Annotated in this window: 17 protein-coding genes and 3 pseudogenes; 12 read left to right on the top strand and 8 right to left on the bottom strand. The window is 57.5% G+C overall.

Features of this window, described 5'->3' with window-relative positions:
• The first annotated feature begins 146 nt into the window (after positions 1-146).
• Both BCCGELA001_RS36455 and BCCGELA001_RS30070 read left to right on the top strand, forming a co-directional pair.
• The gene (locus tag BCCGELA001_RS36455) at positions 147-482 is read left to right on the top strand and encodes a thermonuclease family protein (protein ID WP_236840778.1); all 336 of its coding nucleotides are present in this window, start codon (positions 147-149) and stop codon (positions 480-482) included.
• Positions 483-626: 144 nt separating this feature from the next.
• Positions 627-1,421, top strand: coding sequence for a hypothetical protein (locus tag BCCGELA001_RS30070; protein WP_008545112.1), 795 nt, complete (start codon positions 627-629; stop codon positions 1,419-1,421).
• A 143-nt stretch (positions 1,422-1,564) separates the two neighbouring features.
• Here BCCGELA001_RS30070 and BCCGELA001_RS30065 read toward each other — a convergent pair whose 3' ends face one another.
• Positions 1,565-1,798 carry a helix-turn-helix domain-containing protein gene (locus BCCGELA001_RS30065; protein ID WP_008545111.1) on the bottom strand — a complete coding sequence of 78 codons (234 nt, stop codon included), beginning with the start codon at positions 1,796-1,798 and terminating at the stop codon, positions 1,565-1,567.
• Positions 1,799-2,153: 355 nt separating this feature from the next.
• Between BCCGELA001_RS30065 and BCCGELA001_RS36450 the strand changes: the two genes are divergently transcribed.
• On the top strand, positions 2,154-2,966 hold the full coding sequence (locus tag BCCGELA001_RS36450) for a hypothetical protein (protein ID WP_008545110.1): 813 nt from the start codon (positions 2,154-2,156) through the stop codon (positions 2,964-2,966).
• A 130-nt stretch (positions 2,967-3,096) separates the two neighbouring features.
• On the opposite strand, the gene BCCGELA001_RS30055 is transcribed toward BCCGELA001_RS36450, so the two are convergent.
• Positions 3,097-3,909 carry a site-specific integrase gene (locus tag BCCGELA001_RS30055; RefSeq protein WP_008545109.1) on the bottom strand — a complete coding sequence of 271 codons (813 nt, stop codon included), beginning with the start codon at positions 3,907-3,909 and terminating at the stop codon, positions 3,097-3,099.
• A gap of 1,023 nt (positions 3,910-4,932) precedes the next feature.
• Here BCCGELA001_RS30055 and BCCGELA001_RS36445 point away from each other — a divergent pair.
• Positions 4,933-5,115, top strand: a pseudogene (locus tag BCCGELA001_RS36445) (HipA domain-containing protein); the annotation flags it as partial.
• Positions 5,116-5,206: 91 nt separating this feature from the next.
• Here the strand turns inward: BCCGELA001_RS36445 and BCCGELA001_RS30050 are convergent.
• Complete coding sequence (locus tag BCCGELA001_RS30050; protein ID WP_060736957.1) at positions 5,207-6,046, bottom strand: radical SAM/SPASM domain-containing protein; 840 nt, start codon at positions 6,044-6,046, stop codon at positions 5,207-5,209.
• 996 nt (positions 6,047-7,042) lie between these two features.
• On the opposite strand from BCCGELA001_RS30050, the gene BCCGELA001_RS30045 reads away from it, so the two are divergent.
• On the top strand, positions 7,043-7,351 hold the full coding sequence (locus BCCGELA001_RS30045) for a hypothetical protein (RefSeq protein WP_144441561.1): 309 nt from the start codon (positions 7,043-7,045) through the stop codon (positions 7,349-7,351).
• A gap of 5 nt (positions 7,352-7,356) precedes the next feature.
• Positions 7,357-7,932 (top strand): nucleotide exchange factor GrpE, encoded by a 576-nt coding sequence (grpE, locus tag BCCGELA001_RS30040; RefSeq protein WP_060736956.1) that lies wholly within the window; start codon positions 7,357-7,359, stop codon positions 7,930-7,932.
• A gap of 131 nt (positions 7,933-8,063) precedes the next feature.
• On the opposite strand, the pseudogene BCCGELA001_RS39060 reads toward grpE, so the two are convergent.
• The 4 genes and pseudogenes from BCCGELA001_RS39060 to BCCGELA001_RS30025 form a co-directional block, all read right to left on the bottom strand.
• Positions 8,064-8,233 (bottom strand): annotated as a pseudogene (locus BCCGELA001_RS39060) (nicotinamidase); the annotation flags it as partial.
• A 407-nt stretch (positions 8,234-8,640) separates the two neighbouring features.
• Entirely contained in the window at positions 8,641-9,087 is a 447-nt protein-coding gene (locus tag BCCGELA001_RS30035; RefSeq protein WP_008545104.1) for a hypothetical protein, read from the bottom strand.
• Entirely contained in the window at positions 9,077-10,063 is a 987-nt protein-coding gene (locus BCCGELA001_RS30030; protein WP_008545103.1) for a helix-turn-helix domain-containing protein, read from the bottom strand. Before BCCGELA001_RS30030 ends, BCCGELA001_RS30035 begins: the two co-directional genes overlap by 11 nt.
• Positions 10,064-10,138: 75 nt before the next feature.
• Entirely contained in the window at positions 10,139-11,533 is a 1,395-nt protein-coding gene (locus BCCGELA001_RS30025; RefSeq protein ID WP_144441560.1) for a hypothetical protein, read from the bottom strand.
• A 1,285-nt stretch (positions 11,534-12,818) separates the two neighbouring features.
• On the opposite strand from BCCGELA001_RS30025, the gene BCCGELA001_RS30020 reads away from it, so the two are divergent.
• The 6 genes from BCCGELA001_RS30020 (at position 12,819) to BCCGELA001_RS29995 (ending at position 26,022) form a co-directional block, all read left to right on the top strand.
• Complete coding sequence (locus BCCGELA001_RS30020) at positions 12,819-13,394, top strand: hypothetical protein (RefSeq protein WP_008545101.1); 576 nt, start codon at positions 12,819-12,821, stop codon at positions 13,392-13,394.
• A 236-nt stretch (positions 13,395-13,630) separates the two neighbouring features.
• The gene (locus tag BCCGELA001_RS30015) at positions 13,631-15,094 is read left to right on the top strand and encodes a hypothetical protein (RefSeq protein WP_008545100.1); all 1,464 of its coding nucleotides are present in this window, start codon (positions 13,631-13,633) and stop codon (positions 15,092-15,094) included.
• 15 nt (positions 15,095-15,109) lie between these two features.
• Entirely contained in the window at positions 15,110-16,870 is a 1,761-nt protein-coding gene (locus tag BCCGELA001_RS30010; RefSeq protein ID WP_008545099.1) for a metallophosphoesterase, read from the top strand.
• A gap of 2,356 nt (positions 16,871-19,226) precedes the next feature.
• Entirely contained in the window at positions 19,227-20,795 is a 1,569-nt protein-coding gene (locus BCCGELA001_RS30005) for a S10 family peptidase (protein ID WP_083543448.1), read from the top strand.
• A gap of 1,966 nt (positions 20,796-22,761) precedes the next feature.
• On the top strand, positions 22,762-23,586 hold the full coding sequence (locus BCCGELA001_RS30000; RefSeq protein WP_008545098.1) for a Crp/Fnr family transcriptional regulator: 825 nt from the start codon (positions 22,762-22,764) through the stop codon (positions 23,584-23,586).
• 897 nt (positions 23,587-24,483) lie between these two features.
• Positions 24,484-26,022: a porin gene (locus BCCGELA001_RS29995; RefSeq protein WP_008545097.1), complete on the top strand. Its 1,539-nt coding sequence runs from the start codon at positions 24,484-24,486 to the stop codon at positions 26,020-26,022.
• 619 nt (positions 26,023-26,641) lie between these two features.
• Here BCCGELA001_RS29995 and BCCGELA001_RS38195 read toward each other — a convergent pair.
• Positions 26,642-26,810: pseudogene (locus tag BCCGELA001_RS38195) on the bottom strand (IS630 family transposase); the annotation flags it as partial.
• Positions 26,811-26,854: the final 44 nt, after the last annotated feature.

The raw sequence follows: 26,854 nt of genomic DNA, 5'->3' as shown, positions 1-26,854 counted from the left end.
TCATTGGAGGCTGGGCGTTCGCTTCGGACCTCACCGGCCGGGCCAGCATCATCGACGGCGACACGATCGGAATTCACGGCCGGCGCGATCGGCTTTGGGGCATTGACGCGCCCGAAAGTGGTCAACTTTGCCGTAGTGACGATAGCTTGCAGTATTGCTGCGGTGCGAACGCAGCGAACGAGTTAGATCGGTTCATTCAATCACGCCCCGTGGCTTGCATACCGGTCGATACCGACCGATACTGCCGAACAGTTGCATCATGGTCGGTCGGGCGCGTCGATCTTGCCGGGTGGCTTGTCTCGCACGGCGATGCGCTAGACTGGCCGCGTTATTCAAAAGCCAAGTACGAGCAGGAGCAAAGGGAGGCCGAAAAGGCTGAAATTGGCATTCGGGCGGGTAGCTTTGCCAACCCTTGGGATTATCTAATGTGCGTCAAAGAGGGGGGCAATCGCGGGAAGCGCTCGGACGGAGAGCGAAAATAGAATCTGATGTAGCCTATCGGCTAAGTCCGCTTCTCTTCGAAGAGCGACGGAAAGTCGGCGCTGAACCGAATTTCGAAAGGGGGCCTGTAGCGAACTATTTCTACTAGTGCTAGAATCTTCCCGCATCAGAGTTGCGAGGACGCAATGACCGTTGCGCAGTGGGCGTTCTGGTTGGCGATGGCTGCGTTCGTTGCCGCCAGCGGGAAGTTCCTCGACGACTATCACCTCAAAGCCGCGACCAAGACAAAGATGCGCGAGGCGTTAGTTAAATGGTTCATTTGGCTTGAAGCACACAAGGTGCCTGATCTGGGTGGTGTCATCCTCAAAGGGTTTCGAGTTGCTTTTCGTGTACGACTGATTTTGCTAGTGGCTATGAGCTTCGCGGCGGTCTATTGGGCAACTCTTTCAACGCTTTATCTAGTGCGGCGAATTTTCGGCCCGGAAATCAATCAGTCATATGTAAATTATTTGCTCAACTGGGTGCCGCTGGACGAATCCGCCCCGTACTGGGCAGGTTTTCTAACTCTAATAATAGTGCCGCAGCTCTTGGGGCTTCTGGTTATGGCGCGTCTGCTTCATGACGCGAGCCTAACCGACAGTGACGCGAGCCGACTCGTGCTGCTCGTTAGCGGCTTAGTTTCTGGGATGCTACTCGGTCTCTTAGGTGGCGTGCTGTCTATTCTAGCGTTCGGTCCAGGTCCCTACGGTGCTATGATTTTTGTCGCGGGGCTGGCATCGATCTTGGTGCCTGTAACGATGGCCCTCTTAACTTTACTACTGATCTTTGTGCGTTACGGGATAAAGCTTGTCCGACTTATTCTACTTGAGATTTTTGATGTCGCCAGTAGTCCGGCAGTGTCACCCTTCACGTACGCCACGTCGCTGCTTGGTGTAGTTATCCTTGCTGCCAAGGCCGGTCAGGCAGCCGTTACAGGCTGATGCGCAGAGGTCCGCGCTTTACGGAGTCGTCCATTGGACAAACGATCGCGGTCTACGTCCGATTAGGACAACTGTACTCCGAAAGAACAGAAATTGTCTGCTTAGATCATGCTGAAAGTAGACGCTTGCGGAGCGCTCCAAAATCAACGCTTCTTAGTCTCTTCCTCGAATAGGGCGGCGATCTTGACACCAAACGCTTGGCTGATATGCCAGAGCGGAACGATGGTTGCGTTGCGCTCGCCGCGCTCAAGGCCGCTAATGTAAGCGCGGTCAATTTCCATCTTTGCAGCTAGGGCGTTTTGCGAAAGAGGCGGGTTTCTCGCTTCGCGGATGCGAGCGACGTTCCGGCCAACCAGTTTCCGCACGTCCGTAGGCATTTGGCCACGAGGCCAGATGTTGCATTTTAATGCGACGCATTATTGTGATCATGCGGACCAAGGAGATTGGAGTGTTCGCCTTTTCGATTCCCGTTCGTCCAACGTCATTGCCTGACTAGTGCTTTCCGTTGTGAACGCAGCTTTGGCGGAGGGAAAAGGGCGGTCATTCATTGGATGGATGCTGGCGTGCATGTTCGTCACGCCTTTCGTTGCTGCTACTGCCAAGTCGGTTCGTGAACTCGGGTGCGACAGAGCAACGTTTTCGCCTCGCCCCCTTGGCTATCAACCCCGCTATGCCAAGAATTGAATTCAAGCAAAAGTTGTGCTTGAATGCACCGCTATTAGGGGGGCATTTATGGAAGGAATATTGATTTTATCAGCCATCCTCGCGTTTCTACCGTTCATCATTTCACTAGGCGGCCGGGGTGGCGTCTGGAAATTCCTATCGTTTCTTTTTTGCTGTTTTTCACTGGTTGGCATCGTGCCTGTTGTTGGATTTGCAGGCGTCCTTTTCGCATGGGTAATCGCCTGGATATTTGCCGCCATTGCCGCTCAATCTCGTCGAAGCGAACAGCGCTTTGCGAGAATGGAACGTAGCATAGCGGCCGCTCGCGCTAATGAGGCGGAATCGCCGGTTGGCCGTCTCTTGGAGAACGAGCAGAGGCAACAGCGGTACATTTCGTTTGGCAAGGTGTTCACTTTGTTGATCGTATTTGGAATTGCGGGCGTGCTAATCGTAATGGGCGTCCAAGACTTCCAAACACCGAAGGATACAGCTATCACGTCTGAGCAACAGAAATTGGCTACTCTGGTCCCCACGAAAATCGAGTCAGTGTCTCCGCCTCTGACGAGCAGGTGCCGGGCAACCGATTTCACGGTGGAAGGATTTTCCCCAAGGGTGTTTGATGATTGCAGGCAATCATCGTGTCCGGCTTTGAAGCTGACGGGGAAGCTAAAGAACAACTGCGCTCTAAGCGCTGGGGCTCAGATCAAGATCACCGCAGAAGATGGCAAGGGGGGTGTTATCGACACCATCGACGGCTGGCCAGCGAGCACACGCAACATCGCGCCGGGCTCAACATACGCGTTCGATATGGGGCCGCTGATGGTGTACCGAAAGGGCATGAAGACCTTTAACATCGCAATAATCGATGCTCGGACTTGGTGATTTTGGCGACGCTACCGGCCGCCTGGGATCGCTGATGGAGCGCGGTCGTTCGCGGAAGCGCGGGGCGAGCGGGCATCCCATTCGCGACGGCGCATGTCACTTATCGGAAAGCTTTCTAAGGAGGGTGGCGTCAAGCTGCCAAGCGATTCAGCTTCTTAAAGACCGCGCTTGACGATGCGTGCGCATACCCGAGCAGCATGGTCGCATCTCGGTGACCACTTATGGTCGCGACCTCTGGGATGGTTAGCCCTAGCTCGAAGAACCGACTGATAGCTTCGTGGCGAAGGTCATGAAACCGCAAGTCGTCGATTGCAGCACGCTTCGTAATACGATCCCAAGATAAATGTATGGCGTTCCCTGTCATCGAGAACACGCGACCTTCGATTGAGCGTTGCTTTGGCAATACCTTGATCGCATCATTCGAAAGCGGAATTGTTCTCGCATGACCATTCTTGGTGACGGGAATGGTTTGATGGCGCTTCTTAAGATCGAGGTCTTTCCACTGCATACCGGCGATTTCGCCCCTCCTCATACCGGTAGCGAGTGCGAATTGGATTATCTGCGCAATCGCTGGGCTTCGGCATGAACGAGTGGTTTTCAATAGCCTGTTCAACTCTCCGGGGCGCAACCGGCGAGTGCGCATGCGCATTTTGGCGGAAAAGCAAAGTGCCTTGATAGGATTGTTCTTGATCGGTATCGCCCAATCGCGTTTTGCGACTTCAAACATGTGCTGGATTGGATTCATCTGCCGCTTAAGCGTTGTGGGTGCGACACAAGCCAGTCGGCGGTCGCGGTAGCGTGCGAAGTCGGCGGTCCCCAACTGTGAAAGCGGCAATTTGCAGATGGGGTCGAGGAGCATCCGCGCGAGCACAGCGTCTTCAACTTTCCCGCCGCGCTTCTTGGGCGTCACCTCTTTGCGGTAACGGGTGATGAGGTCGGCCAACTTGACGGACTTGAGAACGCTACCGTCAACGGGCAGCTCAGATCGGTCGGCCTGAATCCTCCATTTGCCTTGCCCAAGCGTCCGCTTCCTTCCTTCGCAGGAAGGACTTGGATGCGGCCCCCGAACCCGCCCGCCTGATCTGAACCTGCCATTTCTTGCCTCGCTGCCGGATTGTGGCCATGTGTTTTCTCGCTGTGACACGGTTGTGACAGCGAGCTTTTCGGTAGCTGGGGGCGGGAGGGCTCAAATCGCTGGAAACGCCCTAAATTGTGGCCTTTCCTTACTGGCGCACCCGACACGATTCGAACGTGTGACCTTTGCCTTCGGAGGGCAACGGCCGCACCCAGCTGTCGGGATGAGGCCGGATATCCGATCGATTTTGAGAGCTTGACCTCAAGGCCTTCCTCGACGCGATGATCGCGAGCTTTCACTGCGACTAAGCGCCGCTTGCCGCGTTGGTCCAGGCGCTTATCGAGGACCAGCCGGACTGAACGGCCTATCTAAAATCGGGCTTGCTGACTTTCGGCAACGGAGTTCTGCGCGGAGCGCAATGCCGCGTCGACACCGGCAGCTTTTTGTCGACCATCGCAATACCGCGAACGGCTTTTGGCCGAGACCATGGTGCTGGTGCTGCCTTCGGACAATCTGGCTGCAAACAATGCATGAAGAGGTGTTACCGTCCCATCCATGCGGAAGGCGACATATGACCGGCGAGCAGACCGCTGAACGGGGACCTGTGAGTGAAGGTTCCCGCCCAAACCTGAAACAGGCCTCCGATCAATCGCTTAAAGCCTTGTTCGCGGGTAAGGATCACAACGCTCCGCCGGACAGACAGATTGGATAACGCAGCCGCCGCACCGGCGGAATCAAGTTGACCTTTACCGAAATGGACCGGCTGCATCTCCGCTAGGATGATTAAACGAGCCACGCAGAAGGCCTGGAAACGCAGAACTTCTCCTTCATTGTTAGCAAGGAGGCTCCGGGCGTAGGGGGTCCCAGTCGAGCGCCGATTGACACGCTTGGCGTCTCGCACTCACCGCAATCGCTGGAAACGGAGATATGCATCTCAAGAATCGGTCGCTGCTCTACCCCGGAGATGGCCGGACACCCACGCTGTCGCCTGTCTATGACGTGCTCTCAACAGTTCCCTACATTCCGAAGGACGGGCTGGCCCTAAGCCTCGACGGCGAAAATTCGTTCAAGGCGCGCCGAGATCGTGAGTATTGAGAACTATCGCAATCTTCTCGAACCGATCAGCCGCCATCGCGCCCGTGATCCGCCGGGGCACCTCTTACCATCAATTGGCAAATTCACACATCCGGCAAGCCAGAAAACCGTCCTTTCCGTTCATGCGTTCGGCGATCTCGCAAAAGGCCGGCCCTTCGAATAGATCCGTATAGCTGTCGCGGAGAAGATTGCCTAAAACGTGGCGTCGCTCAAAATCCATACAGCAGAGAGTGACGTCCCCATTTGGGAGAAGAACATTGCGATGCTGTCGTTCGTCAGGACAAGTCAGTGCTCCGGCGATCGGCTGTCGTGTTCCAACGATCTCAGGATTGACGCCTCCACGCAGCGGACGAGAGCGGATCAGCGCTTTGTAGGGAACGATCTCGACAAGGTCAGGATGGATCTCTCCCATCACTATGAATAGCAAGGATGAGATGTCTGTGTCGATCAGCTGACGCATCAAGTCGATATAGTGGCGCCCGACCAGGCCACCGTCCATGTAGGTGCCGTCGTCAAAAACATGTACTAAAAAAACTCGGAAATCCAGCGCTTGCAGGCGTCGTAGATCCCGCTCATTCATTCCTACGAGCGTCGTGGAAATCCGGATGCCGTGGCCAGACGCGTGGGCATGCTCAACCATTTCAGTACAGTCCGGATTGAGCCAAGGCTCCGAGTATCCGGAAAAGCTGATATCGACAGCTGCTGGTACGCGCGCCAGGCATTTCTTGAAATCTTCAAGCCGAAGATGCCTTGCGTGAGATACGGCTCTTTGTCGGACCGCGAACTTGTTCTGTGGACAATAAGTACATCCGACGAAGCAACCCGTGGTCGTCGTTATTTCCAAGACCCTGCCGTCGGAGATGACAGGACTGGGCAGGCCCTGTGAACTCATCGGGTGTAAACTATCCATTTTTCAGGGTCTCCCAAACTTCCGGAACTTACAAAGCGAGGACCGCGCAACTTGCGTCCTTTATGAGAGCTCACTTATGGTCGTACCGACAATCTCCGGCGAACCCAGGATGATTGCGCAAGGCGAAACCCACCCATCAGGTTGACCCGCTTAGTGCCGTAGCACGCAGTCAACAGGCCGGCGGAAAAGCGTCGCGGCAACCTGAACCCTAGAGGCAAAGACACAAAACCCAAAACGCAGTCATGGGCCACCAGTCGCTCCTTCACGAAAGCTACCAGCGGCTCTCAGGCAGCCTTGCCGAAGTCAGTAAGAAAGAATGGAAGACGCATCGCAGTCGGGCGGCCGGTTCCAGACATTGCTTGGGATCTCCGGAGAAACAGTCCGCGAAGGCAGTGCTGGGTACTTTGCGCCACATTCTGCACCGCTGTGCCGAGCGGTGCATTTGCAATGTTGGGTGACCGGAGCGGAAAGTCCACCTACCAAAATTGAGGGGCTCAAGTTGCTGCACAGGGGCTCTTAATCTTCCCATTTGTGCCTTCACCGCGCAGAGCACTCGTCGGCCCCGCTTCTGACAAGGGAAAGGCCGAGCTCACTGAGTGCGAACATTAGAACCAATAGGTCAGCAAACCGATTACGGTTTCAGATTCCGGACGGGATAGTCGTCTAGCGAGGCCCAACAGCCGAAGGTAAGCGGACCAAATGATGCGCCGGCAGGGAAGGCGTTGCGGCGCGCTCTTGATGAAGCCGAAGACAGGCGACGCCAAGTGCCTCCGCGACGCTAGGCTGTCAGCATGGTATCGCCACACCGATGTTCGTCGTCGCGCCCGTGGAGCTTGCAACGGCTCATTGCGGTATTGCTCTGGCGTCGGCGCGATCGCCGGCATCGCACCTTGGCCTATGCCAGCATCGCACCAGAAACTTGGCTGCGATGTCAACTTCTCGCAGTCGGTCTCGGTCGCCGAGGGTCAAAGCGCTGATCGGGGAGGCCCGCCGGCGATGGTGTTGCAAGCCACGGGATCGCGCGGGGAAATCGCGCAGCCGTCGCAGGACACATTGAAGACGCGACGATGCTCGACGGAATTGTCCGGCACTCTAGCGTGTGCAGGCGATGGCTTGACCAGAGGCGCCATCAGCGCGTTCATGAACCTCAACGACGAAGCGCTGTCTCCGGTCATGCGGGCCATCTACGCGTTTGCCGCCACCCCGCAAATGCTCAGGACCTTCCGCAGATTGCGGGCGCTTGATTTTCGCGGCCAGAAGCACGATATCCGGGCCAACAATCCCTGGACGCGAGTTCGAGATTAGAGCCGATGACCGATCGAGACCGGCAACCCGAAGAGACGACCGTGCCGCCGCCCGAGCCGGGCTCGATCGAGCTGCTGCAGAAGGAAGCCGCCGAGGCGCGTGACCACATGCTGCGGACGCTGGCCGAGATGGAGAATCTGCGCAAGCGCACCGCCAAGGAGGTCGCCGACTCCAAGCTCTACGGCGTCACCGGCTTTGCCCGTGACGTGCTCGACATCGCCGACAACCTCCAGCGCGCGCTCGATGCCATTCCGGCCGAGGCGCGTGCCGCTGCCGATCCCGGCCTGATCGCGCTGATCGAGGGCGTCGAGCTCACCGAGCGTTCGCTGCTCAACGCGCTGGAAAAGCACGGCGTGAAGAAGTTCGATCCCCAGGGCCAGAAGTTCGATCCGAACTTCCAGCAGGCGATGTTCGAAGTGCCCGATGCGTCGGTGCCTTCGGGCACCGTGGTGCAGGTCGTGCAGGCCGGCTACACCATCAGCGAGCGCGTGCTGCGCCCGGCGCTGGTCGGTGTCGCCAAGGGCGGCGCGAAGGCCGCGCCTGCGGCGAACAGCAACGAGTCGAACAGCGCTGCGAACTGATCGTCCTTGTCCTGAGGAGTGAGCTTGCGCGCGTCTCGAAGGATGAAGCCCGGCTCTCGCAGGTCGGCCTGCATGGTTCGAGACGGCGCTGTCGCGCCTCCTCACCATGAGGGGCCGAGGATGCGTGTGCCTTACGCATTCACCGCGATATCACCCGACTGAATCCGCTTCACGCGGGCCTTGGCCATATCGAGCCAAACCTTTGCCAGCGAGCCTTTGCCAGCGAGCCTTGCGTGTCGATGCCGCGGCAAGCGTCTTCCACGACATAGACCTCCAAGTTCGCCTTGCGCGCGTTCGTTGCCAGCTCCGATCAGCAGTCTGTTCGCGGGCGGTATACGCTCGCTTTTGCAACCTCGAAGCTTTTGGCCAACCGAACTGCGTCCATCTCTGCTGGCCGATTGCCCAATCCGGATCAGCCGCGTTCTCGCGACCGATGCAGCATTTTTCGCCCTGTCCGCGCACCCTGCGCATCAGTCCCAGAAGACCTCGTCTGCAGGATCTTGAAAATAACGACGACCACCGGGGGCTCGTCGGATGTTCTTGTTGTCCATAGGATAACAAGAGCCGTATCTCATAATCGAAATAGCTAGCTCGCTTCAGAACGAGCACGCGGGGCACACCATCACGGGAGGACGTGACGATGGAGCAAGTTTCTGTTCGCCGGCCAGCGCCTTCAATCTGATCAGCGATTTGAATCTCAAGGGGCTCTCAGCTGATCTTTTCCAAATCGGCCAGGCACCTTTCGAGGTTAACCTTGGCTTCGTTCAACAGCCTTTGCGTCTCGCCAAGTCGTTTGAAGTCAGGTTTCACGGGGCCGGCGGCCACCGCGCTGAAGTGACGGCAAACAGTCGTGAGATCGTTCGATATGTCCTCGAGAACGAACGCTATGTTTTCGAGGGGCACAAGCTCCGAGAAGAAGCTCTTCGAAACAGTGTCGTCCTGGCCGCTGGGGCCCTCGAACTTCATCTCGACGAATGGCACGAGGACATCGCGGTTATCACGCGCAGCTGTGCCTACACTCATGACCAGTGAACTGACGGTTGATGATATGTAGGTGAGCCGGTCGACGAGGGCACTTCCATATAGCATGACGGCATCGGGGTCGCTTTGCGGCTCACCCGGGCTCAAAGCACCAAGATCATCTTCATTCGACATGTTCGCTCTCCTCGCCGTATGGATGCAGTATCCCCACGGGGAATGAGGCAGGTTTCGGATTGCTCGCCGCCTCAGTTGTGTAGAAGCCATGAGCCTCGGCCTTTTTCGCCTGCACAACCATGACTGAAAAGCCTTGATACGAGTTTTTCGTCGGAGCCTTCAAATATCCGGGCGCTGAAGGTGTTGGTCCGTGCAAATGGAGCAAATAATCTTCAATCGCGCGACGAATGCCTACAGCACTCGCATGCCGTAGCCCCGCGGAATGTAGCCCGGCTAAATCTTGAGTGTGCACCGAGCCCTGTAACGCCTGGCTGAAGAAGTCCCGAAGAACATCCGCGTCTGCTACGACGTGCTGAGGATGAGCGGCTCCGACCCGCGCGAATGTCTCTCGCTCATGTGCGGGTAATCGATCGCGGTTCTTCGTTTCGCGCTTTTCGCGCCTTTCCAGCTCGAGCAAGCCGTTACGGGTCAGGGCAAAAAGGGCGAATTTGCCTTGGGTTGTTCGTTCGACGAACCGCGCATTGGTCATCAAGCGGAGAATCCTGCTGAGATTGGCATCTCGCAGATCGAGCCTCTTCGCGATCGCCGCCTTCTCCATTTGTCCCGACGGCGTGTCGCGGAGCAATCGAAGTATTGGCAGCACGTGCTGACGATGCAGGACCTCGCTCGGACGTGCGAGCTTGGACGTGTTTATCGACATATGCAGAAGATCATAGAATGCTCTGAAGCGTTCCGCATAGGCAGCATTCCGTGTGCCAAGCGTTGCGCTTATCCGTCGCAGAATATCGAACCATTCTCGTAGCTCTGGGTCACGCCGGCGGCTCTCCAGGGTGGTCCAAACCCACGCTCCCAGAGTGGCGTAGAGGCGCTCCAGGCTTTTTTCGGACCCCTCTTTGAGGAGCTCGGAAACGACATGCCTGGCTTCACCGGCCCTCGCTTCGCCCGTCTCAATCTTTTCCAATGCCACGTCCGACATGGGCTAGCCCTACGCCATAATAGTTAATAACGCTTTACAACGCTTTACTCTGATTTTAGTCCCCAGATCTAGTTGTCAAGAGAGCCATTTGTAGGCTGCCCAAACGGTTTTTTGGCCGAGTTCCCTGGGTGAAATGGCGTTGGGTTCTTTCAGAAGGGGTAGTATAGTACCTATACGGTGGTCTGTGAATGTCGTCTCGGTCGGATGCTGCACCACGAAGCTGCGGGTACCGAACCTCACCTCAACTTGCGCCGCGGTGGTCTGGTGGCCTTGCATTGTGCGGTCGTTACCCATTGACGGGACCAGCATGACGTCGACGTCGAGCTCACTAAAAGGCGTCTGGCACACGTCACAAAAATCCAGGCAAATGGCGACGCCGATCAATGCGCCTTCTGTGGCAAGGACACATATCCGGTCGCCCGCGGTGATATTTTCCATGCCCCAGCCCTCGTCGGCGTATGGAGCGATCTTGTCGTAGCTCAAGCGCTCCTCTCCGTAACCGTCGTAGATCCTGGCCCGGTTGACGGTCCCGTGGTCGGTTTCTTCATGCCAAGTCCCTGGAATCAGAATCTCGGGCGCTTCGAGCTCGTCCGTAACATCCCGGTCTCGAATGAACCCGACAATCTTCTCACGCAGTTCCGGCGAGACAGTTAGCTCGGGCCACACAGCTGCGATGCAGTTCTCTTTCAGAGCCTCAGCGATCTGCTCAGCAATCGCGTCCTCTGCTGACGGCGCCTCAACGCGCGCTATCCTGAAACGCTTATCGCCTGCTACGGAGAAAAACTCTGGCTTGAGTTCTAAGGCCTTGAACAGGCAAGCACCCATCTTCCACTTGCTCGCGTCGGAAGCGGTCGTATGCAGCGTGCGAGTATCCACGACATGGACAGGGTAGCCCTGGATCACTGAAGGCAATATCCGATGAAACAGTAGACCCCGCTTCGAGTAGGCCTGAAGTCTTCGAGCAGGGCGCAATGCGCTCACGCCTTGCCGCGGAATGAACCAGCATCCAAGTTGCTCGACGTGCCACTCACTCGGCGCAATTGGCCATCGCGAACGCCGCTCAGCAAGCACCCGGTCGATTTCCCGTATGAGGCCGCCCATCATTGACGCCGCCAGCTCAGGCGTCTCATCGGACAACGACCAGGAGAGATGGCCGTCTCCTATTGAGCCAGCGAAACTCTCTCGTGCCTCCTCGATTCTCTTTTCTGTGAGATTCCGATAGGCCTTGTGCACGCTTCCCGGAGCATTCCGAAACAGCGTGTCGAGCTCGATTAGCGCTTTCCTGAGCTCATCCCGACTGGCATTCGTGATCAGCTCCTGCCGGTCGGAGAGCTCTCGCGCTCCTTTCTTCCAGGCATCAAAGGCTGACGTTTTGGCTCGGCTATCCACGGGCCTTCGCAAAATTTTCGTCCAAATCAGATCGGCAATATTCTCTTTCGATAGGCGTGCGCAGACGATTTTGCAACCCACTCCAATCGTTGCTCACACTTCTTGGTCCTGATGCGACTGGCCACGCCTTTCCGTTTCAAGGAGGAGTGCAGAGCCACGAGGAAAATCTGCGCTAAACATGGCGAATGCAATGGAAAGCTGCGCTGTCCTCACGATGCCAATGACGAACCTAAAGCAGACGGTTTTTCAATCTGGCAGAGATCCGCGGAGTTAGCGATGCGGACCAGAACGTTCATTTGTCGAAGTTCAGCCGACCCGTGCGACGGCATTTGTCTCGCCATGCACGGTTGGCACCAACCCGAATCACATTCATGATCCGCAGACGGGCGTGATCACAGCGGGTGAGCTGCCGTATTTCCTCAATCAAGTGTGAAGTCGCGACTTTCTACCAGATCGAAACGGGAGAGGCGGAGGGAATACCTGAAGATCTACAAGGCCCCCCTGAAGAGGTGTTCAACAGGTATGATCATTTCGAAATAGATCCTCCCGTAGGGCAAGTTCTTCCTGGAGTAGAAGGTGACCGGGGCGGGCTCGGATCCGGCACGGCATTCAATTACAAGCGGATTCTAAAGTGCAACCAGCAATGAGGTGGCCCATGTGGGCCACGACTTGGCTTCGGTCAAGAACACCTATTAACTGATCTGGCTATCCTGATGAAGCAGAACGCCGAGCTTGCTTCCGATGCGATGCAGGCGTCGTCGAGTCCTGCAACGTATGAGCGCGGCTGCATGCGAGGAACGCCCGCTGATCCGATCGAGCTTGAGCGGCTCGTGAGAACAAGTATGCGGACCCGCGCCAGCAAGCGCATCATTGTCGATGCATCCAAGCCACTGGCAGCTTGGCTGCGAGACAGCGCGATCCTGATAGCAGCCAATAATCTCACACTGGCGATGCCTGCAGAAGGCGCGGAGCCGGGGCAATGGCGTATACGTTTTCGGTCCAGGTTGCCGGCGGGCATCGAGGCAAAATGCTCCCTCACTCCAAAGCGCTGGACACCTGCCGCCGTCCAGGCGTCGGCCTCAGCTCAGCAGTTCAGTAACCTCCGAATCTATATCAACGGTCCGAATGCGGTTCTTGCAAAAGGAGCCAAATCGGATCAGCGGGCTACGCGGCGAAGAGGCCACCGCTTGGGTCAAAGGACAATCCAATTTACACGGCTCCCTCACCGGGAGGAGAAAAGTCGCAGGAATTGCCCGGAGGCTGCTAATCTCGTTCGTAAACCGTGTCTGGTTGCCAAAACTCGTTCTGCTGCTGCCGCTCTTCGTTGTGCTAAGGCACGAACGCTCAGCTGGCGCCTCCTACGGGAGTGTCCGAGATAGAGCTGTGCGGGGTGGTCATTCGCGGCTTGAAATGGGACATCAAGGAAATTCCCGTCTGCTGGGAGAACTTACAGAGGAACGATCAAAAGCATCGCCGGATGCCGTACCGGCGGCGCGTCCTCGAACAAACGTTTCATTGTGGCGCCGGTGCCTGTGTTCCCGCCGACCCCACGGACGCAGTAAGATGTTGCGCGAGGTACAACGCGGCGATCAAGGGTGTTGTGCCGGTCTACTTCTCCGCGGATCGGGTGGTGACAGCCGGGCCAGGTCTACAATTGACCCAGATCGCCTACGGTCGTGCGGCCACCAACACCTTCGGCTACGTGACCGTCAGCATTCGCATCGTTCACAAGATGGGCGACGTGGAAACGCCGAAGACCAGTTGGTTCGGGCTGAAGAAGGCCCAGGATGACAGAAAGCATCTCCGGATCGAGAAGTTGTATCGTCTTTCCTCGCGAAGAGTTTGCTTCAGCCATCGGAACTCCTGTCGCTCAGTGCTCCCACCGCAAAAAGAAACCGTTCGTTGCTCAAAACAGCAGGAATTCTGCGCCAGTGTTCTATAGGGACCCTATGGTGCGTTGAGCGTCTAAAGAGAACAGTTGCTCGTCGATACTGTCGTGCACCAGTCGTTCGCCCAGCCTAGCGTAGATCGTCGATCCGCATGCCGTCTCTTTGGCAGCCTAGCGAGCCGTCGCGCACCTGGAATGAGCGGGCGGGGGATAAATTGAATGGTTGGCTTGAAAGGCTGATGCAACTACAGGTAAATTGGTGCTGATGCTTAGGCCGGCTGGGTGGGTGCATGCTGAGATCGTTTATCGTCGCCATATATGCGCTCGCGCTGGCCGGCTGTTTCTCGGCCATGCCGTCCAAGGCTCAGCAATCGAACACTCCCAGCAAGGATCCGGCTCCTCAAGCTCCGGGGGCGACGGCGGGACGAGGCGGGGAGGTGCCGCAAAAGCCCGAAGCACCCTCCGCCAGACCAGACGTGGAGGCCATCGCCCCCAGCGATCCGCAGAAGCAGTGCGTGCAGCTAGGGGAGTTTGCGGTGGAGCTGCGATCTGGCCGAAATCCGGTAGGTGCCCCCATCGTACTTGCCACGAACTTTCTACCGACCAACCAACGTGTCGACATTGGTGTGCGCGCGCCATTCGTAGATGGAGTGCGATACTTCGCCGGGATCGACTACGGCGATGAGACTTACCTCTTCAAGCGCCAGGACGCCGTCACTCATCGCGCGACGGAGTCAGATCCGCTGGTGCAGAAACACCTGCTCGAGCCCAATCAGACGATTGTCACGCTGAACATGAGCGACGACTTGGCTTGGTTTTGGAGCAGGGTCAATCTGTATCTCTACACGTGCAACAATCCAGCCGGGCAATCCCCTTGGCGTGTCTCATCAGTGAGTGTCCGTCTTAGCCCTTATTGGCTTAGCATAATCGCTGTGGCGGCTGAGATCCTGGTCTTATACCTTTGGATCGCATTTGCCCTTCGCAAGCAAGACCACACGCTCGCGTCTTTTCTCCGCGCTCTGAACCCCGCCCAAGTCTCCGCTGGACCAGACGGAAAGGGCAGCCTGTCAACCTTCCAGACCTTGGCCTTCTCACTTGCAGTCGCAGCGCTGATTACTCTTCTGCTGTTGCAGACAGGGACCCTGGTGGACCTCTCGGGCTCAATTTTGACTCTGCTCGGCATCAGCGGCATTGGGGCGACTATCGCGAGAGGCACGGATAGTCAGCGCAATTCGTTGTCGGCCGAAAATCGAGCATGGCTTCTCCGGCACGGATGGATTCCGGTGGCGAAGACCGTGGTCGACCCGTCAACTGCGACCTGGCGGGATTTCTTCAGTACGGACGGAGTATTCGACGTCTATCGGTACCAGAGCTTTATCTTTGGTCTGGTGGTGATCGGCGGATTGATCGCGGCCGGTGTCAATCAACTTTCGACCTTTGTTGTCCCAAACACGATTCTAGGCATCGTGGGGCTCAGCCAGGTCGTCTACATCGGCGGAAAGCTTGTGACGCCGACCAACATCTCCGATCTCAACGCCGCGATCGCGGGCCTTCGCACAGACGAACAAAAGCTCAAGGCTGCCGCCGTGGCGAAAAAGCAAGGGCAAGTGGCGAGTTTGGGGGAGGCCATTCCACTGGTAGGTCAGGACATTTACGAGGCATACCGGCAGAAGGCCCGAGATGTCGCGGCGATTTTCACGGACGCGACCGGCATTGTCGTTGCCGACGCATCGCTTGAACCTATCGTTATCTAGGAAGAGTGGGGTAAAATGGCCGAAAAGCCGTTAGACGATACGAAGACCTATCCGCATATGGCGCACTGGTTCGATCCGGTGCTGCTGCTCAAGCTCTTGAATAATGTCGTCGTATCGTCATTGTTCGGTCAATATGCGGACCGGCGGTTGATCATCGCTGCTCTCGATACTGTTTCGCCGGAAGAGCACACCAAAAGAGCGAAGGACTTCCGATCCCGTCTGACTACAGACAAGGACGGCGCCGTCTGGATCGACTGGGTCGCCGATCTCGGCGATGGCTTCGACAGCACGTATGCCGTGGCGAGCCTGCTCGCGCGCAAAGAGCTGAAGATAGGCGAGGTTGCGCTGCCCCGAGGCGAGGCGCTGATCATGGGCGGTGATGAGGTCTATCCGAAGGCGAGCCGAGAGGCCTACATGAACCAGCTTCGCCAGCCCTACGCCTGGGCTGCGCCCGACCACGACAGGAAAGACGACAATGGCCGGCCAGTGCTCGCGATCCCCGGCAACCATGACTGGTACGACGGACTGGTTCTTTTCCTTGCTTATTTCTGCAAGGAAAAGCCGTGGCATCTCGGGGCGTGGCGTTCCTATCAGCGCCGAAGCTACTTCGCGGTCCAGATTACCGAGACCTGGTGGCTGTGGGCGACTGACATCCAACTCGCCGACGATATGGATCAGCCACAGGCCGACTACTTCAAGCAAATCGCCAGAAGTATGCCGGAGAACTCGAAGATTATCCTGTGCAGCGCCGAGCCCGGCTGGCTGTACACCGACAGCAACCGTAAATCATGGGAAATCATGGAGTACGCGGCGGGCATTGCGCTGAACGCCGGGCGCGGTCACACGATTCCGGTGCTGCTGTCCGGCGACACCCACCATTACAGCCGCTACGTCGGCAAGGACGACCGGCAGTACGTCACGTCGGGTGGAGGAGGGGCCTTCCTGCATCCGACGCACCAGCTCGAACAGGACGTTGCGGTGGGCTTCGTTGATCACCGTGAGGCGCTGAAGCTTGGGGCGATATCAGATCATACGGATGCCAAGAAGAGCACCGCGGCGGCATACCCTTCGTTCTCGACAAGTAAATGGCTGACGCTGAAAAACGTCTTGTTCGCTTTTACGAATTGGGACTTCTCGCTCCTGATGGGCGCGATCTACTTCCTGCTCTCCGTCCTAGTCTCGCTGCGTGACCGCCCCGACGTCTACGCGTTGATAGCTGCGGTTTTTGGAGCGTCCCTGATCGGGTACACGATCAAGCAGGAGGTCTCGACCAGGTTCAAGATCTGGTTCTCAAGTGCCATCCATGCGGCTGCGCATGTCGTCGTCCTCATCGGCGCTGCGCGATATGCGATCGCATTCAACAACGAGAATTTTGCTTGGAGTGGAGAGTGGTGGGAGGTGTGGAAGTGGTTCGGCCTTCTCGCCACCGAGATGGTACCGGTCGGTTTTCTGATCGGGAGCACGCTGTTCGGTTTGAATATGCTCATCACCTGCCTATTGTTTAGGATGAACAGGAATGATGCATTCAGTTCGCTTCGTATCGGCGCGTACAATAACTTCCTGCGCTTCCGGCTGACGGAAGACGGTTTTGACATGTTTGTTGTTGGGCTTGAGAGCGTCCCGCGTCGGGACGACTGGGTCGCCAATCCCAAACACGACAAAAGCAAGCCGAATCCAGAGGTCCCGGTGTTTATTCCGAAGGTTGAACTCAAACCGCACCTCATCGAAAAGGTTCAGGTCAGATTTCCGCCAAGGCAGCCTGCCTCGGCCGTCTAGCACAGGCTGTTGAAGAACTCAGCCGCGTTCACGAACAGAGGCTGAATCGCCCCCATTGTGACTGTAGAACTGGCCAACGGGCCCGCCCGCAGTGCCGATCATAGCCGTGACGCCCCTCGTATTCGGGATGACGGATCATGCAGTCGCAAAAAAGACTGGCATATGCCGGCTCTCTTAACTCATGATCGTGGTCGATGATGCCGTAGATAAGTTAGAGCCGTCTCAATCCGCTCGATTCAGATCTTAGGCTACTTTTTCATACCGGAGGAACATTCACTGTTTGTGCGACAAGATCGTGTTTGAGAGGAATTCGATACGCACGAAGACCTGTCAATAATCGAAGGTGCGGCCTCTTAAAAAGCCCTTCGAACGGTGGCGAAGTCGACGACGTACGTCCATTGCGTCGGAGGAGTAAACTTAATCCTGAAGCGCAATCGTATCAGCTGATTGCTTCCGGCGACGGAAGCGGCGGAAAAAAGTACAAAGTGGGCGATTGGCCTCACTGACTGCGGGATGCGTCGGCGCCCACTCTGGCTGCGCCGGAACGGTGATTGCGGCGAGTGGCACCCACGCTCGCTCGAGCGTCACGGGGTCGCGCAACTGGGCGACTGTGTCGGTGCGGACATCCAGCCACTCGAACGATCGACCATGGACGGCGACAAGCTGAGCGGGCCGGAGTATGGCAAAATGATCTTGACAGGAAACCCTTATCACTCGACAGCCTCACTCCCGTGTTCTTGAGCGAGTTCAAGATGATGTTGCCAAACCGTTCAACTATGGGAAGTAGTGGCTTGACGGTCCTGGTCCGGAAGATAGAAGGGTATCCCCATGCAAGCCGTTCCGTCGCTTGAACAGAAACGCCGGAAATGGAGCGCTTCTTCGCTCAGATGGCTTGGTCGGCGTTAGCTGCAACGGCGCTCCTGGGCTCGGGGCAGCATTGGTTGCAGCTCCGACTATCCTTTCGGGTACTTCTAACATCGGACAAGCTTGATGCGTGCCATCTCATCTTCAGAGGGGCGATTAGTGCGCGTCGAAAGTCATTGCGGCACTTCGCGCCAACCCCGAGATGATCAACCCACTCACTCGAGAGTGCGCCGCAGTTCGTGAAGCGGCATTCCGCGTCAAAGCGGCTACCACCTACCTGAATCAAAGAGAAGATGACTATGCCTGCCGGCTTCCTACGCCGGCAGAAAGCCTGGATCAGAACTCGTCTTTTTCTCCAGAATTTGGGGGCGAAGCTCTCCTGCGTGCGATTGTGCGTCAGTTTCTCGCCAGGCGCTGCGGTGCGAGTCTGGCGGAGCAATGTCGGAGGATGAGAGAGGATAGGCAAGACACGGCAAATCAGCGTGACCTCGCACCTGATCGCGCTGCGACGAACCCAATGAACGGCAAACGAATGTCAACGGCGGCGGAAAAGACTTGTGTGTGCAGTGCGGTCGTGTATTGTTGCAGTGCGGTAGCGCCTCGCGCTGCCGCCGTCCTCCTTGGGCGTTTCCTCCCTAGACTTGGGCCGCTAGTCATTCAAGCGGCCCCTTTTTTTTATCGCCGAGAATATGTCGGATTGGCCTTCGCATTTGAGGCGGCTCTAACGATATAGGCCGGGATCAAGGACTGAAGGCCGAGTTGCCTGAGTTTGGGCATTCCTAACGAACGCCTCCTCTGTGCTTTGCTGGGCGCATTATCCTTTTGCGCTGGGAGCTTTTGGATCGGAGCGACTTGTGTTCATTGCGATTGGAACGCCAATCGTCTGGGACACAGCGTGCCGCGTCAGACCACCGTAGCAGGCGACCGAACTCCTCGCGCATCTCACATTGAAGATCATCCCGCGGGAGAGATCCAGGCAGGTTTCCAATCTGCCCTCAAGCGGGCGTCAAGTTGGGTAGCAGAATGCGCGCTCAGGAATGCGTCGCCCGCTTGGATCCCGCCTTCGAGAGCCCGCCTCGCATTTACCGCAAGGGCCAAAAAGGATTTTCGTCATGAGGATAGTAGCGTTGGGTTTGTCTGCTTGCCGGGCGCGCCGGTGACTCGCTCCAGGTTTGCCCGAACCCAGCGCCCGACAGGCGAGGAGAGCATGCGCAACGCGCATTTATGCGGCGAGCATTTGGGTTCTTCAATGACGCCTGCGCCCCCAGGCGCTCATAAGTCATTCATTTTACTCGACGAAAACCTGGCTGCCTTCTGGAAGCACCACCACCTGAACCGGCGTGCCGACGATAGCAGCGAGATGGTTGCTACCAGACTTGATAGGTTTGGTGCTCCTCGGCTGTCAGCTAAGTGCGTTACACCTTTGGGAGACACGCCTCATGCGCACTAAGTGTGGCCGGGACGAAAGTGCGACCGGCGCGGAAGAGACTCAATGCACTTCGTTAGGACCACGCCGCGCCGCACTGCTTTTGCACTGGCCCCGTTTGCCTCTGGCGTGATGGCGAGCGCTTGGGCCGACAATCCGCCGTCGCACCCCGGGGCCGCGACGCTGGCCCACGAGAAGGGCGGTCCCGCCGCGCGCGCAAGTCAAACACTTAGCACGCCGTCAGCGGCCGAGCAGCATCAACTTCCGCCGGACTCTACCACCACGCAAACGCTCGGTTTGCCCGGTCGGACGCTCGCATTTGCGGCGACCGCAGGCTCCATCCGCCTGTTCAGCGACACGGGCGAGCCGCAGGCCGACATCGCATACACCGCCTATCAACTCGGCGGCAGCGACCGCGTCAGGCGCCCGGTGACGTTCTTCTTCAACGGCGGCCCCGGTGCATCGTCAGCCTGGTTACAGCTCGGCAATGCCGGTCCCTGGCGGCTGCGGATCAATGCTGACGAGGTCACACCATCGACCTCTCCGGAGGTGAGGCCGAATGCGGAGACCTGGCTCGATTTCACCGACCTCGTCTTTATCGATCCGCTCGGAACCGGCTATAGCCGCTTCGTCGCGACCGGCGAGGATGTCCGCAAACGGTTCTTTTCGGTGGACGGTGATGTCAGCGCGCTCGCCGTCGTAATCCGCCGCTGGCTCGAAAAGCACGAACGCCTGTTGTCGCCAAAATATGTCGCGGGCGAAAGCTATGGCGGCATTCGGGGACCAAAGATGGTGCGCCAGTTACAGATGCAGCAAGGCGTCGGCGTCAAGGGTCTGATCATGATCTCACCGGTGTTCGACTATCGTGAGACCGGCGACACGAGCCTTCTTCAATACGTCGCAACCTTGCCGAGCTATGTCGCAACCGCACGCGAAGCCAAGCGACCGGTGAATAGGGAAGATCTCGCTGAAGTCGAAGCTTACGCGCGCGGCGAGTTCTTGACAGACCTCATCAAAGGCAGGGCGGACGAGGAAGCGACCACGCGGCTAGCCGACAAGGTCGCCACGCTAACCGGCATCGACCAGGCGATAAGCCGCAGGCTCGCGGGCCGCTTCGATGTCGACGACTTCCGCCGCGAGCTCGACCGCAATAACGGCAGGGTGGCCGGTCGCTTCGACGCTTCCGTCCGTGGGCTCCATCCATATCCGGATTTCGGCAGCCTCGGATTCGGCGATCCCTCCCGTGACACGCTTCTGGCGCCCCTGACCAGCGCCGCCGTCGATCTCCTCACGCGCCAGCTGAATTGGCGGCCTGATGGCTCCTATGAGCTGAGCAACGCCGGGGTTGGGCGAGCCTGGGATTTCGGCGTCAGCCCGCCGCACTCTTTGTTTGAGTTGCGCCAGATCCTTGCGACGGACGCGAAGATGACAGTGTTGGTGGGACACGGCCTGTTCGACCTCGCAACGCCTTATTTCGCCTCGCAGCTTGTGCTCGATCAGTTGCCCGCCTTTGCTGCGGCGCCGCGCATCAAGCTCGCTGTCTATCCGGGCGGCCACATGTTCTACTCGCGCAATGCGTCGCGCCAGGCATTTCGCGCAGAAGTCGAAGCGATGATGAAGGAGGGGGTGAATTGAGTCACGAGCAAGCGCTCCGGGTAGAATGTCGACGTTTTCTTAGCGCGAAACCTCCACTGAAATGCCAGCGCCAGCTTGCGATTGTTTTGGAGATCCCGCATCACCGATCTGCTCGAGGACCAGCGGCCTTTTTAATCTGCGTTACCGGCAAAAATAGCCTGCTGGCAGGTGTCCATTGCGCTGCGCTCTTGGTCGGAGGGAGTTATCGGCTAACCTGAGCGCCTCCTGATAGAAGCGCTGATAGCGAGTTCGATCGGAACACGAGCATGTTGACCTGGCACGAGCGTCTCTTCGAGCTCTCGAGCAAGAGAAAGAATCGTCTGCCTGCGTCGCAGTCGAAGTGCCGGGACATAACACAAAATCACAACGACGATCGTTGTTTTACGACCTCGGACAGAAAGTTATTTGGTGGCTGCCATTCTACGCCGAAAGAGGTTGACTGGCCATACCATTAATCGGGGTGCAGAACCTTGTCGTATTCGTTACGCGAAACTCGCAGTTTGAGCTGATGCTCGCTTGCGTTCTCGACGAGAAGGGCCGCGAATGCTGCACACTGGTTGAGAGTCCTGGATATAGCGATGATCTATTCAGGAGGCTGCACGCGTGAGCGGCCCAGCGTGAACAAGGAGCCCTAAGCCGCGCCGTCGCGGCTGATATCGTTTTGCGGCCGTCTCAATGTCGCTGCAGACCTTGTCGACGCGGGTCAGACCATGGTTGAACAAACTACGTACTGCTTCATGGAGCGTAGCGCGCGAATATTTTGCGATGCCGTGCGACGTGTATGTAGAAGAGATTGGTGTCGGCCCGCCAGCGATAGTGACCCTGGCTCCGGTCAAAATAGATTCGATACTGATCAACTTTGCATCCTTCATGGTGAGCTGACCTCACTCAAGCGCTAGGTGATGTTCCAACCTCCGAGTCATCCAGTGCCGCAGCACGTCCTACCAGGGCGCGCGTGCTGGAGAAAGTGGTGTTTCGAGGCCCGGGGAGACTCATGCTGCAGCCGCTGGGCATCGGCCCGAACTGCGCCAGCCGGCACCTTGAGTCGCATTCCGGTCTATACGGTCGCCAATCCTCCGTAGCAGGTTGCTACGCTGGCGCCGACAGGAACGTCCTTTTCATTATTCCGCAAAGCATCGATGTGGCGGTTGTACTTTCTGAGCACGTCCGCGCCCGTGACATCGTGGCGATCGGCGCGCGGAGGCGGCTACCCAGCAACCACAAGCGAGCGGAAAGCTTAACTTCACACTGGCGCCTTGTTGATATTGACACGAGGCTCGGTCGATCGAGGTGAATACTGCGCGGCAACTCGCAATGCGCTAGCTATGGATGCGTCGTGGCGTGAAACAATAGGCATCGAAACACATTGATGCACCTACATTACGTGAGCTCGGCCATCAGGCGAACTAGTCTGCTTGGCAGCGCGCGCCTATTGAGGCACGTACGTTGAGTGGGCGGTCCCCTGTATGATATCCAAACCACATTCGACGTCGGGTCGCTGCTGGATCAGCGTGACGCGTAGATCGCTCGCTAGCCGATCCAGCATAGCGCTCGGTAGGTCAGCGGGACGCTGGTGGCACGGCCGCAGCCGCTCTCGCTTGTGCTTGATCGTCTCCCTTCGACTCGTCGCAGTCCTGCATCGCAACGGATGCTGCGGCCGGATGTGAAGTCATGAATGGGAGTTCCTGGTTAAGCGCGATTGGAGTTGCGGGCCTGCGTGTACCGCACATTGCGGCACTTCGCCGTCCCTTTTGTCCGGCTCCCAATCGCTGCGCGACACTCCGGTATGCACAAATGTCCGACATCGAAATCCGTCGAACATTACCAGCGCGGCGCTGGATTTATTCCCTGAGGGGCCCCGCCTTGCATAAATCAAGCGCGTGCGTGACTCTATATTTGGAACTCAATATTTTGTGAACTTCACCGGAGTTGACTCGCTGGAGTCCGTTAGCAGGAGGCGAACCGCATGACGACCGAGCACGGAGCTGCCGAAGTACATAGCCCGGGAGATGCAGCTCCTAGGCGGACCGGCGCACATTTCGGCCTTCATCGGTCTGGTTCAATTCGGTCCAATGGGCGGGCGTTCGTCAAGAATGCGATCCTGACGAAGGTTTCTCTGCAGGATCTTGCTGCCATCGGGGAATTTCTTGAGCCCGTTATTCTGAGAGAGCGCATGAGTCTGCAGGAGCCTAAGCGGGCTCCTGACTACGTCTACTTCATTGAGTCCGGCCTCGTCTCTCTAAGAATCGTTGCCGGGGGAGCGATCCTGGAAACGGCGGTGATAGGCCATCGGGGTGCAGTCGGGGCTTCGTTCCTGGTGGGAGGACATCTTCCGACACATCAGTCTGTCGTGATCTTTCCCGGAAGCGCGCACAGGATACGTGTTGAGGACCTGCGCTGCGTGATGCACGACCACCCGGAAATTCGAGACCAGTTGGCTGGCTATGCTGAAGCGTTGAACATGCATTGCGCCCACACAGGCTTGTGTGGCGTCCGGCACGACCGCGAAAAGCGGCTCGCGTGCTGGATCTGCCTCGCAGGAGATGCTGTGGACTCCCAGGTGCTTCCAGTTACTCATGACTATCTTGCCTCCGTTCTGGGACTACGCCGAGCCGGCGTGACTGAAGCGTTGATGCGTTTCGAAGAGCAGAGTTTGATTCGTAAGATGCGCGGCCTTCTGCAGATCGACCGACGCAAATGCCTCGAGCAAAGAGCATGCAGCTGCTACAAGCTTATTTCAGAAAGTTATGCAGCAGCTGAGGCCGTCACGTCACTTCGCGGGCTGCTCTGACTGGCGTTCTAACCATCTGCCGCATCATGCTCAGTTCGTTGCTGCGCCCAAGATTGGGCAGCGAGACAGCAGAGTGTTCGCAGAGCTCGCTGCAGATGTGTTCCCGTCTGCCAGGCTAGTTCGGGTAACACTTTTCGGGACGTTGCGCCCGCGTGAGAATTGGACGACTCGAGTCACGTGTCTCGAGCTGTAAACCTCCAAATTATTAGGCCTATCGCGAGCGTGGGGCTTACATCGAGTTCGACCGCTCGACATGCCATTAGCGGCTGCGTGGTGAGGGATGTTCGCTTGGTCCAATGTCGTTGACCTTGCAAATGTAGCCGGCGACCTGTTCAGCCACCAGTTCACGTCGTGAGTCCTGATTGCATCGCGTTCGTCGCTGGGCGGCTGAGACCACTCCACTACCATGGGAACGCGATGGCAACCGTCATGGCCGCTGAGACGGACTTGGTCGTATTTCAGCTTTTCGCTTATCTTAGACCTGGTGAGTGACTGCAGTTGCGCCTGCATGGGTCACGTCGCGCATAATCAAACATTCCCAATAGTCAGACAGTGTTGTTAGGACATGCTGTTACGACATCGTCAGGCAAATGAAAGAAGGTACGAAGCGTACTGAAGAAGTCCGAAGTGTACGGTTCTGACACGAGAAGAACACGCTTGCCGAGCCGCAACGATCGAACGTCCGTTTCGTACAAAGTTTGCGCGCCTTCAACGAATGCAATCTGTCATCGTCGTCTTGCGGGGCGCGGAATGGTCCGCACCGCGACGTCGCTGGTCCTCTCGATCAGTTGGCGTTCGAGGAAGGCCCCGGGTCGAGAATGATTGGGGCGAGGGTGGCTGTTGCCTGTAGGGCTGTAGCAGTCACCTTGAGGTTAAAACTTAATTGGAGGACTCTTAATGAAGATGGCAAAGAGCCTTTTGCTAGCTTCGGCGGCGGGCCTGATGGGGTTGGCTGAAGCGCAGGCAGCCGATCTTCCCGTAAAGGCTAAGGCGGTCGAATATGTGAAAATCTGCTCACTGTATGGTGCTGGCTTCTATTACATCCCGGGCTCCGATACTTGCATCAAGTTCGGTGGCTACCTGCGAGCCTCAGTCCAGCTGGGCACGAACAGTGTTTGGGGCGCCGCCGCCAGCGGCCTTGGTGGTGCGCACAACCGCCTCAGCAACTACTACACGGCTCAATCCCGTCTCGACCAGAGCATCGATACCCGTACCGCTACCGAGTATGGTATCCTTCGCACGTACGCTGAACTGGCCTTCACCTGGACCGCGGGCGGCTATGCCGGTATCGGCACAACTGCCATCAACGGTGGGACGGCCTATACTGGGAGCAACCCGGCAGGCAGCGGTAGTGGATCGATCTCTGGCGGTTCGCTCTCTGTCTACTACGCGTTCATTCAGTTCGCTGGTTTCACATTCGGTCGAGCGCAGTCACAATTCTCTTCACCTTGGACCAACTATCCTGGGAACTCGTTCGATGGCCTACCTGGTGGCGGCGGATGGGAGGCCGTTAATCAGTTTGCCTATACGGCTGATTTCGGACAGGGCATAACGGCTAGCTTCTCGGCCGAAGATCAGGTTGCACGCGGCACTACAAACATTTGGAACGTGAGCGGTGCGACCGCGGCGGGGCTTGCCACCGGTACTTACGGCGCTGCTAACATCGGCGGTTCGCGGTCTCCCGATCTCGTCGCTCAGCTGCGTGTCGATCAGGCCTGGGGCCTTGTCCAGGCGTCTTTCGTCGCGCACGACAACCACGCTGGATACTATGGTGCAGATGAAACGACAGGGCATCCAGGCGACAAATGGGGTTGGGCTGGCCAGCTTGCATTGTCGATCAAGAATATCCCGACCGGCGCCGGTGACACGATCAATGTGCAGGGTGTGTATACGAACGGCGCTAGCGTCTATAACTTCCAGCAGTATATGCCGTTTACTTACGCTATGTATGGCGGTAGCGGGTTGGCAGGGGCTTACCAAAGCGTCGGCCTCGCAGGCGTCTCTGACTCTGTCTTCGTTGCGGGCGCCGGGCAGCAGCTAACCACGACATACGGTTTCAACGGCGCCTACACCCACAACTGGAGTCCGTACTGGAACACTGCCATCTGGGGCGGCTTCGGCGCTGTGCGTTATAATAGCACGGCTAAGGGATATATTTGCGGCGCGTTCGTCGCAACCCTTGCATTGTCGAGTGGCTTGGCTGGTTGCAACCCCGACTTCAACTATTCGGTCGTCGGCTTGATCACGCGCTGGACCCCCGTGAAGAATCTGACCTTCTCTTCCGAAATCGCCTACGCAATCCTCAACCAAAAGTACGCGAGCGGAAGCACGGTGACCCTTCCGCTACAGTCAGGCATTGCCAAGCCCGGCGGAGTGTACGAACTAAGGGATCAGGGCGCTCTGCAGATGATGTTCCGTGCTCAGCGCAACTGGTAAGTTTTCACCAAGTTAATGGAAGGAGACAAGACGCGGCTCTAGGGATCTAGCCTAACCTCCAAGAAGGCCTCTGGCATGCCCGCCGGAGGCCTTTTAAGTTAAGATATATGCGCGCCATCCAGTGCACCTGCGCACAGCCTGACTATTTCTCGGCCAAGCTAGCACTCAGCCATATGGCGTCCGTCAGGGTTTACCTGAACAGAGGAGGCGCAATTCAGGACGCGTGGTGCACCCGGACGCGGGCTTAGATGTAAGGCGTCGTGCGATGGCGAGGAGAGAACACAGCCAAATCTGAGGCAGCGGCATCGACTTGCACACGCTTAGGTGCTTAAGTTGGCAGAGCGACAGGTTGAATTTGCAGAGAGCGTCGGTCACGCTGATAAAATAGTGCCATCCCTGCGAATTCCGTCGAAGTCGTCCGCCTGTACCTTATGAAGTCGGCCGAGGATTGAGAGACGGTGTCGCCCATCTTTCCAATTTGGTCTCGCGCGGCGAGGCGTTAAGGTCAGTAGGTTCTGTGGCAGTTCGCTAGACGCGTCATCATCCTTGACGGCGTCCACCCCATCACACCCTAATTGCGCGCGGCAGGCTGGCGCTTCGGCAAGTTGCTTCTTGCGCCGAATCGGAGACGCCATTCGCCAACTGTGTGTTCATGGAGCCGAGTTCAACAATCACGGACTTGCTTGGCAAGCAACACTGCAGGATTGCCCGGCACCGCTCAGATAGCGACTGGGCAACCCGATGATGGCGAACTCGCCTTCGAAGTAGGTCCGGTCCTCCCCGTCCATCGCCAACGTCCCGATCGGCCAGCCTCCCAAAAGGCATTTCGCCA

Source organism: Bradyrhizobium sp. CCGE-LA001 (genome assembly GCF_000296215.2).
Classification (GTDB): domain Bacteria; phylum Pseudomonadota; class Alphaproteobacteria; order Rhizobiales; family Xanthobacteraceae; genus Bradyrhizobium.
This window is presented reverse-complemented; position numbering and strand designations above follow the sequence as displayed.

Excerpts from the sequence above, each read along its gene's own strand:
- BCCGELA001_RS30070 (WP_008545112.1), top strand. The coding sequence starts at position 627 with ATGACCGTTGCGCAGTGGGCGTTCTGGTTGGCGATGGCTGCGTTCGTT.
- BCCGELA001_RS30065 (WP_008545111.1), bottom strand. The coding sequence starts at position 1,798 with ATGCCTACGGACGTGCGGAAACTGGTTGGCCGGAACGTCGCTCGCATC.
- BCCGELA001_RS36450 (WP_008545110.1), top strand. The coding sequence starts at position 2,154 with ATGGAAGGAATATTGATTTTATCAGCCATCCTCGCGTTTCTACCGTTC.
- BCCGELA001_RS30050 (WP_060736957.1), bottom strand. The coding sequence starts at position 6,046 with ATGGATAGTTTACACCCGATGAGTTCACAGGGCCTGCCCAGTCCTGTC.
- BCCGELA001_RS30045 (WP_144441561.1), top strand. The coding sequence starts at position 7,043 with ATGGTGTTGCAAGCCACGGGATCGCGCGGGGAAATCGCGCAGCCGTCG.
- grpE (WP_060736956.1), top strand. The coding sequence starts at position 7,357 with ATGACCGATCGAGACCGGCAACCCGAAGAGACGACCGTGCCGCCGCCC.
- BCCGELA001_RS30035 (WP_008545104.1), bottom strand. The coding sequence starts at position 9,087 with ATGTCGAATGAAGATGATCTTGGTGCTTTGAGCCCGGGTGAGCCGCAA.
- BCCGELA001_RS30030 (WP_008545103.1), bottom strand. The coding sequence starts at position 10,063 with ATGTCGGACGTGGCATTGGAAAAGATTGAGACGGGCGAAGCGAGGGCC.
- BCCGELA001_RS30015 (WP_008545100.1), top strand. The coding sequence starts at position 13,631 with ATGCTGAGATCGTTTATCGTCGCCATATATGCGCTCGCGCTGGCCGGC.
- BCCGELA001_RS30010 (WP_008545099.1), top strand. The coding sequence starts at position 15,110 with ATGGCCGAAAAGCCGTTAGACGATACGAAGACCTATCCGCATATGGCG.
- BCCGELA001_RS30005 (WP_083543448.1), top strand. The coding sequence starts at position 19,227 with ATGCACTTCGTTAGGACCACGCCGCGCCGCACTGCTTTTGCACTGGCC.
- BCCGELA001_RS30000 (WP_008545098.1), top strand. The coding sequence starts at position 22,762 with ATGACGACCGAGCACGGAGCTGCCGAAGTACATAGCCCGGGAGATGCA.
- BCCGELA001_RS29995 (WP_008545097.1), top strand. The coding sequence starts at position 24,484 with ATGAAGATGGCAAAGAGCCTTTTGCTAGCTTCGGCGGCGGGCCTGATG.